The sequence below is a fragment of the Klebsiella sp. MPUS7 genome (assembly GCF_009905335.1).
Classification (GTDB): Bacteria; Pseudomonadota; Gammaproteobacteria; order Enterobacterales; family Enterobacteriaceae; genus Klebsiella; species Klebsiella grimontii.
This window is the reverse complement of the sequence record NZ_CP047604.1, coordinates 1011853-1026623: the sequence shown is the minus strand read 5'-3', so window position 1 is coordinate 1026623 and position 14771 is coordinate 1011853. Positions and strand designations below refer to the sequence as shown.

Annotated in this window: 13 protein-coding genes; 7 read left to right on the top strand and 6 right to left on the bottom strand. The window is 57.7% G+C overall.

The window, feature by feature from the left end:
* Positions 1 to 30: 30 nt before the first annotated feature.
* Positions 31 to 1203 (bottom strand): FMNH2-dependent alkanesulfonate monooxygenase, encoded by a 1173-nt coding sequence (gene ssuD / locus GUC22_RS04935; RefSeq protein WP_004870076.1) that lies wholly within the window; start codon positions 1201 to 1203, stop codon positions 31 to 33.
* A 271-nt stretch (positions 1204 to 1474) separates the two neighbouring features.
* On the opposite strand from ssuD, the gene GUC22_RS04930 reads away from it, so the two are divergent.
* Both GUC22_RS04930 and xni read left to right on the top strand, forming a co-directional pair.
* Positions 1475 to 3418, top strand: a complete 1944-nt coding sequence (locus GUC22_RS04930; RefSeq protein WP_049086128.1) for a sigma-54-dependent Fis family transcriptional regulator — start codon at positions 1475 to 1477, stop codon at positions 3416 to 3418.
* Positions 3419 to 3515: 97 nt separating this feature from the next.
* Complete coding sequence (gene xni / locus GUC22_RS04925; RefSeq protein ID WP_004124395.1) at positions 3516 to 4271, top strand: flap endonuclease Xni; 756 nt, start codon at positions 3516 to 3518, stop codon at positions 4269 to 4271.
* A 220-nt stretch (positions 4272 to 4491) separates the two neighbouring features.
* Here the strand turns inward: xni and fucA are convergent, their stop codons facing one another.
* Positions 4492 to 5139, bottom strand: a complete 648-nt coding sequence (gene fucA / locus GUC22_RS04920; RefSeq protein WP_004124398.1) for an L-fuculose-phosphate aldolase — start codon at positions 5137 to 5139, stop codon at positions 4492 to 4494.
* 559 nt (positions 5140 to 5698) lie between these two features.
* Between fucA and fucP the strand changes: the two genes are divergently transcribed.
* From fucP to fucR, 5 genes are all read left to right on the top strand, one after another.
* Positions 5699 to 7009: an L-fucose:H+ symporter permease gene (gene fucP, locus GUC22_RS04915; protein WP_004870069.1), complete on the top strand. Its 1311-nt coding sequence runs from the start codon at positions 5699 to 5701 to the stop codon at positions 7007 to 7009.
* A gap of 31 nt (positions 7010 to 7040) precedes the next feature.
* Positions 7041 to 8816 carry an L-fucose isomerase gene (fucI, locus tag GUC22_RS04910; protein ID WP_004870066.1) on the top strand — a complete coding sequence of 592 codons (1776 nt, stop codon included), beginning with the start codon at positions 7041 to 7043 and terminating at the stop codon, positions 8814 to 8816.
* 93 nt (positions 8817 to 8909) lie between these two features.
* Complete coding sequence (gene fucK / locus GUC22_RS04905) at positions 8910 to 10328, top strand: L-fuculokinase (RefSeq protein WP_024358517.1); 1419 nt, start codon at positions 8910 to 8912, stop codon at positions 10326 to 10328.
* A gap of 1 nt (position 10329) precedes the next feature.
* Entirely contained in the window at positions 10330 to 10752 is a 423-nt protein-coding gene (fucU, locus tag GUC22_RS04900) for an L-fucose mutarotase (protein ID WP_024358518.1), read from the top strand.
* 57 nt (positions 10753 to 10809) lie between these two features.
* On the top strand, positions 10810 to 11520 hold the full coding sequence (gene fucR / locus GUC22_RS04895; protein WP_004870054.1) for an L-fucose operon activator: 711 nt from the start codon (positions 10810 to 10812) through the stop codon (positions 11518 to 11520).
* Between the two features lie 61 nt (positions 11521 to 11581).
* Here the strand turns inward: fucR and rlmM are convergent, their stop codons facing one another.
* The 4 genes from rlmM to GUC22_RS04875 all read right to left on the bottom strand — a co-directional run bounded on the left by rlmM (position 11582) and on the right by GUC22_RS04875 (position 14585).
* Complete coding sequence (rlmM, locus tag GUC22_RS04890; RefSeq protein WP_004124420.1) at positions 11582 to 12682, bottom strand: 23S rRNA (cytidine(2498)-2'-O)-methyltransferase RlmM; 1101 nt, start codon at positions 12680 to 12682, stop codon at positions 11582 to 11584.
* The gene (locus tag GUC22_RS04885) at positions 12675 to 13070 is read right to left on the bottom strand and encodes a DUF423 domain-containing protein (protein WP_004105073.1); all 396 of its coding nucleotides are present in this window, start codon (positions 13068 to 13070) and stop codon (positions 12675 to 12677) included. Before GUC22_RS04885 ends, rlmM begins: the two co-directional genes overlap by 8 nt.
* 19 nt (positions 13071 to 13089) lie before the next feature.
* Positions 13090 to 14007, bottom strand: coding sequence for a glycine cleavage system transcriptional regulator GcvA (gcvA, locus tag GUC22_RS04880; RefSeq protein ID WP_004114967.1), 918 nt, complete (start codon positions 14005 to 14007; stop codon positions 13090 to 13092).
* Between the two features lie 353 nt (positions 14008 to 14360).
* A complete protein-coding gene (locus GUC22_RS04875; protein ID WP_004132801.1) occupies positions 14361 to 14585 on the bottom strand; it encodes a YgdI/YgdR family lipoprotein in 225 nt (74 codons plus the stop codon).
* Positions 14586 to 14771: the final 186 nt, after the last annotated feature.

Genomic DNA, 14771 nt, shown 5'->3' with positions numbered 1-14771 from the left:
TTCAGAAACCGCAGTAACATACGCGCCTCCTCAGCTTGCGCTGACCTGTTTCACCGGACGCTTATCGCCGCCGATAGTTTCGCCGAACGGGCCGGTATTGACGCTACGCGCCTTCGGCTGATCGTGGCCTGCCAGCGGCAATAGCGGCATGACCAGGTCAGCGAAACGATGGGCTTCTTCCAGATGCGGGTAGCCGGAGAAGATAAAATTGGTGATACCGAGCGCCTGATATTCACGAATGCGCTCTGCCACCTGCTGCGGATTGCCGACCAGCGCCGTTCCCGCCCCGCCGCGCACCAGCCCTACGCCCGCCCACAGGTTCGGCGCAATGCGCAGATTGTCGCGCGATCCTTTATGCAGCGAGCTCATGCGCGCCTGGCCGGTGGAGTCCATACGGGCAAAAATTTTCTGCGCCTGGGCGATGGTCTCGTCATCAAGGTGAGAAATCAGCCGATCGGCGGCGGCCCACGCCTCCTCTTCGGTTTCGCGAACAATCACATGCAGACGAATCCCGTACTGCAACGTGCGGCCCCGGGCGGCGGCGCGCTCGCGCACTACCGCCAGCTTTTCGGCCACCAGCGCCGGCGGCTCTCCCCAGGTCAGATAGGTATCGATTTGATCGGCGGCAACGTCGATGGCTTCCTCAGAGGAGCCGCCAAAAAACAGCGGCGGACCGTTTTCCTGTACCGGCGGAAACAGCACTTCCGCGCCTTCCACGTGGATATGCTCACCGTGATAGTCCACCTTTTCGCCTTTCAGCAGGCGCGAGTAGACGTCGAGAAATTCGCGGGTGACCTGATAGCGTTCGCCGTGGCTGAGGAAAATACCGTCGCCTTTGTTTTCCACCGGATCGCCGCCGGTGACGACGTTAATCAGCAGCCGACCGCCCGACAGACGGTCGAGCGTCGTCGCCATCCTCGCCGCCAGCGTCGGCGGCTGCAGGCCCGGACGAACGGCCACCAGATAGCGCAGGCGACGGGTCAGCGGCGCCAGCGCCGAGGCCACCAGCCAGGAGTCCTCGCAGCTTTTTCCCGTCGGGATCAGCACACCGTAGTAGCCCAGGCTGTCGGCCGCCAGCGCCACCTGCTGCAGGTAAGGCAAATCAACCGGTCGCCCGCCCTCCGCGGTGCCCAGGTAGCGGCCATCGCCGTGGGTGGGCAGAAACCAGAACACGTTGATTTTATCGTCGGCTTTTTGCGTCATTATCGATTTCCTATATAACCATATCCGATATTTATCGAAGAGTTGTTTTAATTTGGTTATATGAGTGTTAGCGATAATCGTGCCAATGGTGAACGAAAAATTAACAAAACAAAATCAGTCAGTTAGATAAAACAGAACCGTATACCGCTGTTGCAAATGCAGCAGACAGTGCGTCCGGGCTGCGGCTTTTGCAACAGCGCGACGGGCTAGCCCTCTGGTTTCCAACCCCGGCACAGGATAAGTTCAGGGCATTAAAAGTCGGAGGTCAACCATGCTGAATCCTGAATTTCCATCCTCAACGCCCACGCTGATCGACCCGGCGTCAAAAGCGTTTCAGAGCCTGCTGGATAAACTGGCCCCCACCGAGGCGACCGTGCTGATCGTCGGCGAAACCGGCACCGGTAAAGAGGTTGTCGCCCGCTATCTGCATCACCATAGCCCGCGCCGCCAACGGCCGTTCCTGGCCGTCAACTGCGGCGCGCTCAGCGAGAGCCTGGCGGAAGCGGAGCTGTTCGGCCATGAAAAAGGGGCGTTTACCGGCGCGGTACAAAGCCATCCCGGCTGGTTCGAGGCGGCGGAAGGCGGCACGCTGCTGCTCGATGAAATCGGCGAGCTTAGCCTGGCGCTCCAGGTGAAACTGCTGCGCGTCCTGCAGGAGCGCGAAATCACCCGCGTCGGCTCACGCAAGGCCGTTAAGGTCGATGTGCGGGTAATCGCCGCCACCCACGTGGATCTGATGCAGGCCATCCGCGAGCGTCGTTTCCGCGAAGACCTCTACTACCGGCTGAATATCGCCATCGTGCCGCTGCCGCCGCTGCGCCAGCGTCGCCAGGATATTCCGGTGCTGGCGGACCATTTTCTCTCGCTCTACGCCCGCCGTCTGGGTCGTCCGATTCGCCGTCTGGCCCCGGAGACGCTGGCAAGGCTGATGGAGTACCCCTGGCCGGGCAATATTCGCGAGCTGGAGAACACTCTGCATAACGCGGTATTGCTGAGTAAAGAAGAGGAGATCGGCCCCGCCCAGCTGCGGCTGACGACGCTGAACAACGAGCCCTCGGCAGTTGGCGATAATGAACTCGACGATTTTATTCGTCGTCAGCTTTCCCTGCCGGGCGAACCGCTGTGGGAAAGGGTCACCGGGGCGTTGATACGCGGCGCGATGGCCCACAGTGACGATAATCAAAGCCAGGCCGCAGCGCTGCTCGGTATCAGCCGCCACGCGCTGCGCACGCAGTTGGCAAATTTGGGCATCATCAAAAGCCGCCGCCGTCAGGAGCCCCTCTACAGCGCGGCGGTCAAAAAGGTCTCTCGTGACCGGGAACTGCGCATCGGCTTCCAGCGCTTTGGCAATCTTGGCATCCTGAAAGCGCGGCAAAGTCTTGAGCAAGCCTTTGCCAGCCGCGGCGTCAGCGTACTGTGGAGCGAGTTCCCCGCCGGGCCGCAGCTGCTGCACGCGCTGGCCTGCGATGAAATCGATTTTGGCACCACCGGCGAAGCGCCGCCGGTTTTCGCGCAGGCCACTAACAGCGAGCTGGTCTACGTCGCCTGGGAACCGCCCGCGCCGCAAAGCGTGGCGATGGTCGTCCCGCAGCACAGCGATATTCGCACCCTTAGCGACCTGCGCGGCAAGCGTATCGCGCTGAATAAAGGCTCTAACGTGCACTGGCTGCTGCTACATATCCTGGAAGAGGCCGGGCTGGCGTTAAACGACGTCAAAGTGGTCTACATTCCGCCGAAGTACCCGCTGACCGCCAGCGATTACCTGGCGGTGGACGCCTGGATGATGTGGGATCCGCTGCTCAGCGACGCGGAATATAGCGGTGAACTACGGGTTGTCGCCAGCGGCGAGGGGCGCGTCAATAACCACCAGTTCTACCTGTCGCGCCGCGACTACGCCAGCCGCAATAGCGATATCATGCAGCGCCTGCTGGCCGAACTGACGCAAACCGGACAGTTTATCGACCAGCATCGGCAGGAAGCCGTCGGACTGCTCTCCGCCGAGCTGGGGCTTAACGCCGCTTCTCTGGCCCGAGCCCTGGCGCGCCGCAGCCATCGCCCGCGGCCGATGGATCTCAACGTGATTCGCGCCCAGCAAAGTATCGCCGATCGTTTTTACGCGCTGGGCCTTATCCACAAACCGGTATCGGTGCGCGAGGCGGTCTGGTACGGCGAGGCCACTCATAGCGATCCCCGCCCGCTGATGCACGTTGGTTAGCCGGAAACTGCGAGGCATCTTCCTGATTTCCCTGGCGCCAATAGCCTCATCCGCGCGGTGGTGTTACCCTAAAAGACGTTGAGAATAAGGGGGATCCGTGGCCGTTCATTTGCTAATCGTCGACGCACTTAATCTGATTCGCCGCATCCATGCGGTGCAGGGGTCACCCTGCGTCGATACCTGCCTGCATGCGCTCGAACAGCTGGTGGTTCATAGCCAGCCGACCCACGTGGTGGCGGTATTTGATGATGAAGACCGCGGCCACGGCTGGCGGCATCAGCGCCTGCCCGATTATAAAGCCGGGCGCGCGCCGATGCCGGAGACCCTCGAAGCGGAAATGCCGGCGCTGCGGGCGGCGTTTGAGCAGCGCGGGTTTCGCTGCTGGGCGCTCAGCGGCAGCGAAGCTGACGATCTCGCCGCGACCCTGGCGGTCAAAGTGGCGCAGGCCGGCCATCAGGCAACCATCGTTTCAACCGACAAAGGCTACTGCCAGCTGCTGTCGCCGACGATTCGCATCCGCGACTATTTCCAGAAGCGCTGGCTCGACGCGCCGTTTATCGCCAAAGAGTTCGGCGTGACGCCGGAACAGCTGCCTGACTACTGGGGGCTGGCGGGCATCAGCAGCTCAAAGGTTCCCGGCGTGGCGGGGATTGGCCCAAAAAGCGCCGCCCAGCTGTTAACCGATTTTCAGGATCTGGAAGGAATCTACGCGCGGCTGGCGGACGTGCCGGAGAAGTGGCGCAAGAAGCTGGAAGAACAGCAAGAGATGGCCTTCACCTGCCGGGAAATCGCGCGCCTGCAAACCGATTTACAGCTGGACGGCAATCTGCAGCAGCTGCGGCTGGCCCGGTAGCGTTGGGTCCAGAGAGCGCACGGCTTCCCGGAGGCGATGCTGCGCATCTGTCCGGGCTACCGCTCCGTAGACGGCGGTGAGCTCGTAGTCCGGGCTACCGGATCGCAGCCGGCGGGAAACCCGTAGCCCGGGCAAGGCGCGTCAAGCGCCGCCCCCGGGAGCCGAGCGCAGAGTCGCTGAATTTCCCGCAAGCCGTCGGCAGAAACCTTCGCTTACGGCATCACTCTTCGATACGTAATCCGTAGGTTTTGAATTTCTCCAGCACAACAGCGATGGCCTCGTCATCAAGAACCGGCACCGGATCGATAATCGCCAGGGTGCTGAGATAGAGCTGCGCCAGCACCTCGACTTCATGCGCCAGCCACAGGGCTTTCTCCAGGTTCTCTTCACAGGCGATCAGGCCATGGTGCTGCAGCAGCGTCGCTTTGCGGTTTTTCAGCGCCACGGCCACATGCTCAGACAGCTCGCGGGTACCGAACGTGGCGTAGGGCGCGCAGGGGATAGAGTTGCCCCCCGCCGCCGCAATCATATAGTGAATGGCGGGAATGGGGCGGTTGAGAATCGACACCGCCGTGCAGTGAACCGCGTGATTATGCACCACCGCGTGAGCGTCAGGGCGGGTCTGATAGGCCGCCAGATGAAAACGCCACTCGCTGGACGGCAGTTTGCCCTGCTCATGCTGACCTTCGGCATCAATATACACAATGTGCGCCTCCGTCAGCTTCTCGTAAGGAATACCCGTCGGCGTGATCAGCATTCCCCCTTGATAACGCACGCTCACGTTGCCGGCGGTCCCCTGATTTAACCCCAGCCGGGTCATTTCCAGGCAGGTATCAATAATCTGCCGGGCCAGTCTATTTCGTTCCATTATTTACCTCTCTTTATGATGCGCAATACGACAACAGACGGCTCGCCGGATAAGACGCGCGACGCTGTTGAATAACTCGAATAATTGCCCATCATCTTCATCCCGAATAATCAGAAAGGAATTTACATTCACCGGTTCTGTGATACCCCTCACTTATTTCAGGCTAAAAAAAAGCGTTCTACCGTTTTTGCCTGATGAAAAATGCCCGTTCTTACTAATAGATTTAAAAACGGGCATTTTGCTGATAGTTTTAACAACTGACCGTTTTCTTTATTATAAATTAAATCGGGCATTCAACCTGTGGGTTTTAGAATTAACTTTCTCAAACGGTCATGTTTTTCTGATTATTAAAGTGATGATAATCACATAAAATCACCGAGTGGATACTAAATGTGACCGCCATCATATTAAAAGGCGTTTTTAATTTGAAAATGCATTCATGAGTTCATTCCGTGATGTTTATTTCACTGTTGACGTCGCCGCAAGAGCTCACCTGATTATTGTGGTCTGGTGGGCATAACCCGGCCGCTGAACACGCTTCTGAACCAATGAGGATGCTATGGGAAACACAACAATACAAACGCAGAGTTTTCGTGCGGTAGAGACAGGGAAAAGCAAGCGCTACATTATTCCCTTCGCCCTGCTGTGCTCGTTATTTTTTCTTTGGGCGGTCGCTAATAATCTCAACGATATTTTATTACCACAATTTCAACAAGCCTTTACGCTGACAAATTTTCAGGCCGGACTGATTCAATCCGCCTTTTATTTCGGCTATTTCGTCATCCCTATTCCGGCCGGAATCTTGATGAAAAAGTTAAGTTATAAAGCTGGCATTATTACCGGACTGTTCTTATATGCTTTTGGCGCTGCGCTATTCTGGCCCGCTGCCGAGGTCATGAATTACACCTTATTTCTGATTGGCCTGTTTATTATTGCTGCGGGCTTAGGGTGTTTAGAAACCGCGGCAAACCCGTTTGTTACCGTTTTAGGCCCAGAAAGCGGCGGTCACTTCCGGCTTAATCTTGCCCAGACCTTTAACTCGTTTGGCGCCATTATTGCGGTGGTTTTTGGGCAAAGTCTTATTTTGTCTAATGTGCCGCATCAATCGCAGGATGTGCTCGATAAAATGGCTCCGGAGCAGCTTAGCGCCTATAAGCACAGCCTGGTGCTCTCGGTGCAAACCCCGTATATGATCATCGTCGCGGTTGTCTTACTGGTCGCTCTGTTGATTATGTTGACCAAATTTCCAGCCCTGCAGAGCGACGACCATAGTGACGCCACCCAGAGTTCCTTCTCCGCTTCCCTTGCTCGCCTGGTCCGCGTTCGCCACTGGCGCTGGGCGGTGCTGGCGCAGTTCTGCTACGTCGGCGCGCAAACCGCCTGCTGGAGCTATCTGATTCGCTACGCTATCGAAGAGATCCCCGGCATGACGCCCGGTTTCGCCGCCAACTATCTGACCGGCACCATGGTGTGCTTCTTTATCGGTCGCTTCTCCGGTACCTGGCTCATCAGCCGCTTCGCGCCGCATAAAGTGCTGGCGGCCTACGCCCTGCTTTCCATGATCCTGTGCCTGATTTCCGCTTTCACCGGCGGCCACGTGGGTCTGCTGGCTCTGACGCTGTGCAGCGCTTTTATGTCCATTCAGTATCCGACCATCTTCTCGCTGGGCATCAAAAACCTGGGGCAGGACACCAAATACGGCTCCTCTTTTATCGTCATGACCATTATTGGCGGCGGGATCGTCACTCCAGTGATGGGCTTTGTCAGCGACGCCGCCGGCAACATTCCCACCGCCGAACTGGTCCCGGCGCTGTGCTTTGCCGTCATCTTCATCTTCGCCCGTTTCCGTTCGCAAACGGCAGCTAACTAAACATTTATCCGAATAACGTGAGGAATCTGTAATGAAAAAAATCAGCTTACCGAAAATTGGCATCCGCCCGGTGATCGATGGACGCCGCATGGGGGTACGCGAGTCGCTGGAAGAGCAAACCATGAATATGGCGAAAGCCACCGCCGCGCTGATCGCGGAAAAACTGCGTCACGCCTGCGGCGCGCAGATTGAGTGCGTCATCGCCGATAGCTGCATCGCGGGTATGGCGGAGTCCGCCGCCTGCGAAGAGAAATTCAGCAGCCAGAACGTCGGCGTCACCATTACCGTCACTCCGTGCTGGTGCTACGGCAGCGAAACTATCGATATGGATCCGCTGCGGCCAAAAGCCATCTGGGGCTTTAATGGCACTGAGCGCCCCGGCGCGGTTTACCTTGCGGCGGCGCTGGCGGCGCATAGCCAGAAGGGTATTCCGGCATTCTCCATTTATGGCCACGACGTACAGGACGCCGACGACACCACCATTCCGCCGGATGTCGAAGAAAAACTGCTGCGCTTTGCCCGCGCCGGCTTAGCGGTCGCCAGCATGAAGGGCAAAAGCTATCTTTCCGTCGGCGGCGTGTCGATGGGTATCGCCGGTTCTATCGTCGATCACAACTTCTTCGAGTCCTGGCTCGGCATGAAGGTGCAGGCGGTGGACATGACCGAACTGCGCCGCCGCATCGACCAGAAAATCTATGATGAAAGCGAGCTGGAAATGGCGCTGGCGTGGGCGGATAAAAACTTCCGCTACGGCGAAGACCAGAACGCGCAGCAGTATAAGCGCAACGCCGAACAGAGCCGCGCGGTGCTGAAAGAGAGCCTGCTGATGGCGATGTGCATCCGCGACATGATGCAGGGCAACAGCAAGCTGGCGGAAAAAGGGCTGGTCGAAGAGTCGCTGGGCTACAACGCCATTGCCGCGGGTTTTCAGGGCCAGCGCCACTGGACCGATCAATACCCCAACGGCGATACCGCCGAAGCGCTGCTCAATAGCTCGTTCGACTGGAATGGCGTACGCGAACCCTTTGTCGTCGCCACCGAAAACGACAGCCTCAACGGCGTGGCGATGCTGATGGGCCACCAGTTGACCGGCACCGCCCAGGTATTTGCCGACGTGCGCACCTACTGGTCGCCGGAAGCGGTAGAGCGCGTCACCGGCCAACCGCTCACCGGGCTGGCGGAGCACGGCATCATCCACCTGATCAACTCCGGTTCGGCGGCGCTCGACGGCGCCTGCAAACAGCGCGATGCTGATGGCAAGCCAACCATGAAACCGCACTGGGAAATCAGCCAGCAGGAGGCCGACGCCTGCCTGGCGGCCACCGAATGGTGCCCGGCGATTCATGAATATTTCCGCGGCGGCGGCTTCTCCTCCCGCTTCCTGACCGAAGGCGGCGTGCCGTTCACCATGACCCGCGTGAATATCATCAAAGGTCTTGGCCCGGTACTGCAAATCGCCGAAGGCTGGAGCGTAGAGCTGCCGAAAGCGATGCATGACCAGCTCGATGCCCGCACCAACTCCACCTGGCCAACCACCTGGTTTGCGCCGCGTCTGACCGGTAAAGGCCCGTTCTCCGACGTCTACTCGGTGATGGCGAACTGGGGCGCTAACCACGGCGTGCTGACCATCGGGCACGTCGGCGCCGACTTTATCACCCTGGCGTCGATGCTGCGGATCCCGGTCTGCATGCATAACGTAGAAGAGGCGAAAATCTACCGCCCCTCCAGCTGGTCTGCCCACGGGATGGATAGCGAAGGCCAGGATTACCGCGCCTGCCAGAACTACGGCCCGCTGTATAAGCGTTAATACGGCTTTGCCCGGTGGCGCAGGCTTACCGGGCCTACAGAACCGTAGGCCGGATAAGCGCGGCGCCATCCGGCGACGTTTATGGAGTTAACGATGAAAAAAGACGTCATCCTAGTCCTCGACTGCGGCGCCACCAACGTGCGGGCGATTGCGGTTGACCGCCAGGGGAACATTATCGCCCGCGCCGCAACGACCAACGCCAGCGATATCGCCGTGGAGAACAGCGCCTGGCACCAGTGGTCGCTGGAGGCGATCCTGCAACGCTTCGCCGAGTGCTGCCGGCAGATTAGCGACGCACTCTCGTCCTGCACGGTTCGCGGCATCACGGTCACCACCTTCGGCGTCGACGGCGCGCTGGTGGATGAACAGGGCAAGCTGCTCTATCCGGTCATCAGCTGGAAATGTCCGCGCACCGCGGCGGTGATGGACAATATCAGCCGTTTTATGCCCGCGCAGCAGCTCCAGCAGATCTCTGGCGTCGGCGCATTTGCCTTCAACACCCTGTATAAGCTGATCTGGCTGAAAGAGAATCACCCGCAGCTGCTGGAGAAAGCCCGCGCCTGGCTGTTCATCTCCTCGCTTCTCAACCAGCGTCTGACCGGGGAATTCACAACCGATATCACCATGGCGGGTACCAGCCAGATGCTGGATATCCATCAGCGGGATTTCAGCACGCAGATCCTGCAGGCGACGGGGCTGCCGCGCCGCCTGTTTCCCCGGCTCGTTGAAGCGGGCCAGCAGATCGGCACGCTGCAAAGCGATGCCGCGAAAATGCTGGGTTTAGCCGTCGGCATTCCGGTCATCTCCGCCGGGCACGATACCCAGTTCGCGCTGTTTGGCGCGGGCGCGGAGCAGGATGAACCTGTGCTGTCGTCCGGCACCTGGGAAATCCTGATGGTGCGCAGCGCCCAGGTGAACACCCCGCTGCTCAGCCACTATGCGGGCTCCACCTGCGAGCTGGATAGCCAGCCGGGACGCTATAACCCGGGCATGCAGTGGCTGGCCTCCGGCGTGCTGGAATGGGTACGCCAGCTGCTGTGGACGCCTGAAACGCCGTGGCAAACGTTGATTGACGAGGCCCGTGCCCTCCCCGACGGCGCTCAGAAGGTGAAGATGCAGTGCGACCTGCTATCCAGCCCAAACGCGGGCTGGCAGGGCATCACGCTGAATACCACTCGCGGTCACTTCTACCTCGCCGCGCTGGAGGGATTAGCCGAACAGCTGGCGAACAACCTACAAACGCTGCAAAAAATCGGTCACTTTAACGCCAGCGAACTGCTGCTGGTCGGCGGCGGCAGCCGCAACGCGCTGTGGAATCAGATCAAAGCCAACAGGCTGGATATCCCGATTAAAGTACTGGATGACGCCGAAACCACCGTCGCTGGCGCCGCCATGTTTGGCTGGTATGGCGTCGGTGAATTCAGCAGCCCGGAGCAGGCCCGAGCGCAAGTGAGCTATCAGTATCGCTATTTTTACCCGCAAACCGAACCCGAACTGATTGAGGGAGTATGAGATGCTAAAAACGATTTCCCCGTTAATATCGCCGGAGCTACTGAAGGTGCTGGCGGAAATGGGGCACGGCGATGAGATTATTTTTTCCGATGCCCACTTCCCGGCGCACAGCATGGGGCCCCAGGTGATTCGCGCCGACGGCCTGCTGGTCAGCGACCTGCTGCAGGCGATTATTCCGCTGTTTGAGTTAGACAGCTACGCTCCGCCGCTGGTGATGATGGCCGCCGTGGCGGGCGACTCCCTCGACCCGCAGGTGGAAACGCGCTACCGCGAGGCGCTTTCCCGCCCCGCGCCCTGCCCGGAGATCGCCCGCATCGACCGCTTTGCTTTCTACGAGCGGGCGCAAAAAGCCTTTGCGATCGTTATCACAGGTGAGCGCGCTAAGTACGGGAATATTCTTTTAAAAAAAGGAGTAACGCCGTAATCTCATGCCGGAGCGCCCGTCTGATGCGGGCGCTCAGCGAACGCCAGGGTGAGAAAAATGAAAGCGGCACGACAGCAAGCGATACTAGACCTGCTCATTAACCATAACAGCCTGACCACCGAAGCCTTATCGCTACAGCTCAACGTCAGCCGAGAAACCATCCGCCGCGATCTCAGCGAGCTCCAGTCCCAGGGGAAAGTGCTGCGTAACCACGGCCGGGCAAAAGTCATTCACCGGCAAAGCCGGGACAGCGGCGATCCTTTTCATATCCGTCTGAAAAGCCACTACGCGCACAAAGCGGATATCGCCCGCGAAGCCCTTGCGTGGATAGAAGCTGGAATGACGATCGCCCTCGACGCCAGCTCCACCTGCTGGTATCTGGCCCGCCAGCTGCCCGATATCGACCTTCACGTCTTTACCAACAGCCAGCCGATTTGCCAGGAGCTGAGCAAGCGCGAGAATATTCAGCTCACCTGCTCCGGCGGTACACTCCAGCGAAAATATGGCTGCTACGTCAGCGCGTCGCTTATCTCGCAGCTCAAAGCGCTGGAGATCGACCTGTTCATTTTTTCCTGCGAAGGCATCGACAGCGAGGGCGCGCTCTGGGACTCAAACACGGTGAACGCCGAGTTCAAATCGCTGCTGCTTAAGCGGGCGTCGCAATCGTTATTGCTGATTGATAAGAGCAAGTTTAATCGCTCAGGAGAGGCGCGGATCGGCCATCTGGATGATGTGACGCATATTGTCTCGGACGTGTCGCAGTCATAACGGCTATTTGCAGCGCCGGATAGCGGCTTAACACCTTATCCGGCCTACAAAAGCGGGCAAACTAGCGTTCGTCGCGGCGACCGCCGACGGCAGCCCACAGGCGGCGAACGTGAACCGTTACCTCTTCGCGATCGTGATACAGCTGGCGTGCCTGGATCTGCGCGTTGATACCGTGCTCGTCGAGCTGTTCCTGGATATAGGCCAGGTTGCGCGATAGCTCTTCGTAGCGTTTTTTCATCGGCAGCTTCAGGTTAAAGATGGTTTCGCGGCACCAGCCGTTCACCAGCCACTGCGCCATCAGCGCCGCCACTTTCGCCGGCTTCTCCACCATATCGCAAACCATCCACGAGATGTTGCTGCGCGTCGGGCGATACTTGAAGCCGTCTTCACGCAGCCAGGTCACCTGCCCGGTATCCATCAGGCTTTGCGCCATTGGGCCGTTATCCACCGAGGAGACCCACATATTGCGTTTCACCAGCTGATAGGTCCAGCCGCCGGGGCAGGCGCCGAGATCCACCGCGTACATACCGTTCGCCAGGCGCTCATCCCACTCATCCGCCGGGATAAAGACGTGAAACGCCTCTTCCAGCTTGAGAGTCGAACGGCTTGGCGCATCGGACGGGAACTTGAGGCGCGGAATGCCCATATAGAACGGCGAGTTGTTGTTAGACAACGAATAGCCGGTGTAGCAGCAGCCCGGCGCGATAAAGAATACGTGGACCACCGGACGTTTTGGCGTTTCATAGTTGGTCAGCACGCCCGCCTCGCGCAGCGCCGCGCGCAGCGGTACCGTAAACTTGCGGCAGAACTTCATCAGCTCTTTGCTTTCGTTGGTATCGGCCACTTCCACGCGCAGCTCGCCGCCCTTCTCCACCACGCCCTGCAGCATACCGACGATCGGGGAAATCCGGTCTTCCGGCGGCAGGTCGCGCAGCAGTTCGCCAACCACAAACATCTGGCGGGCAAACACCAGCGAGCTGAACGGCAGTTCGCGCACCAGCTTTTCGCCGTCTTCGGCCTGATAGCACTCAAAAATCACATAGCCGGAGTCGTCTTTGACTCGGGCAAAACCAAACACCTCAAGGCGCGAGGCCTTATCGGTAATTTCTGCTGCGCACTCTTTCTCAAACCCAGGGCGACAATAGAGGACAACTTTATTCATGAACAACGCCCTTACGTTTCAGACGAATTGCACCAATTAACATTAATACCCAACCGGCGAGGAAGCAGACGCCCCCGACCGGCGTAACGAACGCCCACAGGCGTAAATGCGAGAGCGCCAGACAGTAGAGGCTGCCGCTAAAAAGAACGGTACCGAGCGCCATAAAGACGCTGCTCCAGTAAAACCAGATGCTGATGCGGCGCTGCATCGCCACCGCCAGGCCAAAGATCGCCAGCGTATGGAATGCCTGATACTGCAGGCCGGTGTGGATCCAGCCCATTTCCGCAACGCCCATCGTTTTACTTAAAACGTGCGCGCCAAAAGCGCCCAAAGCCACAAAGATAAAACCGCTTATCGCGGCGAAAATCAGCATAAAACGGCTGGTCATGTGTTTACCCTACGATGATTTATTGTTCATAACGAAAGCGAAATTTTTCTTGTTCATTAGCCGCTTTTGCCAGAATCCACTGGCGGAAGGCGGCTATTTTACCCAGTTCTGCCTGACTGTCATGACAAACGAGATAAAACGCATTCTTACTGACCAGAACATCATTAAACGGACAGACCAAACGGCCTGCCTCAATCTCGGACTGCGCCATCACATTGTTGGCCAGCGCGACCCCCTGTCCATGGATTGCCGCCTGCAGCACCATTGCGCTGTGGCTAAAGATAGGTCCCTGTTGAACATTGATATGGTTTAGACCCAACTGACGGGTATAAGTTTGCCAGTCGCGGCGGGAAGCGTCGTGCAGCAGGGTATGTTGCGCCAGATCGGCAGGCGTTTTCAACGCTTTATCACCGGTGAGCAACAGCGGGGAACACACCGGGAGCAGATATTCGGCGTACAGTTTTTCCACCCGCAGCCCCGGCCAGTTGCCGCGGCCGTAAAAAATCGCCACGTCGACATCGTCGGCCAGCTTATCTTCCTGACGGTCCACGGCCTGGATTCTGACGTCGATTCCCGGATAAGCTGAGTTAAAGCTTGTGAGTCTCGGCACCAGCCACTGAATGGCAAAACTGGGGAGCATACTGACGGTTAAGGCCCCTTTTGCGCTTCGCGCCTGAAGCTTGCGGGTCGCCTCGGTGAGCTGCGAGAAAATCTCTTTAATATCCTGAAAATAGCTCTGCCCCTCCTCTGTCAAAAGAAGAGAACGATTGCGTCGACGGAACAGCTTGAGGCCGAGGAAATCCTCCAGGGACTTGATTTGGTGGCTGACTGCGGCCTGCGTCACAAAAAGCTCATCGGCGGCGCGAGTGAAGCTAAGATGACGGGCGGCAGCATCAAAAACACGTAATGCATTCAGAGGTGGCAAACGCTTGGACATAGTTATTCTGGCTTAGATGTTAAGGCAATTTAACAAACAGGAAACAATAGTTAACCTATTAGTTTTTTTTATCTGAGCTATTATAATTTGTCCGTTGAGCTTCTACCAGCAAATACCTATAGTGGCGGCACTTCCTGAGCCGGAACGAAGAGCTTTTTTTGGAATGCGTGTTCCAACAAGCTTTTGGCTTACGGTTGTGATGTTGTGTTGTTGTGTTTGCAATTGGTCCGGGTTTGCGGACCATGGTAGCGAAGCTACCCCTTTTCACTTCCTGTACATTTACCCTGTCTGTCCATAGTGATTTAATGTAGCACCGCACTGCGCGGTGCTTTTTTTTGCCTGCTAAAAACCAATTACTTATCCAGCTCTCCCAGCTGTTTTACATCAGAACGGTTGATCTGCTGCTTGTTACCCCAGGCATCTTTGTACGAAATCATGCCAGTATCATTATCCGTTTGCGGTTTTCCGTCGGTCACGATGGTGCGCCCATCGTTGGTATGCATCACGTAGTTAGAGGAGCAGGCGCTCAGGCCGAGGGTCAGCACACAGGCAGAAATAATTGCGGCAGTCTTATTCATTTTCATCTTTCTCTCCTTTCGACTATTTATACTGTTTATGATTCGTTCTGTACCAGGTTAAAACGCAAACCCAACACTATTCAGCATAACCATCTTTTACCCCCCCGAAGTCATATTCAGAAAATTCCAGTCGTTAGCACAAACCTTGTATCACCCGCCGATTTGCGCGACGATCCTGGTATCGAT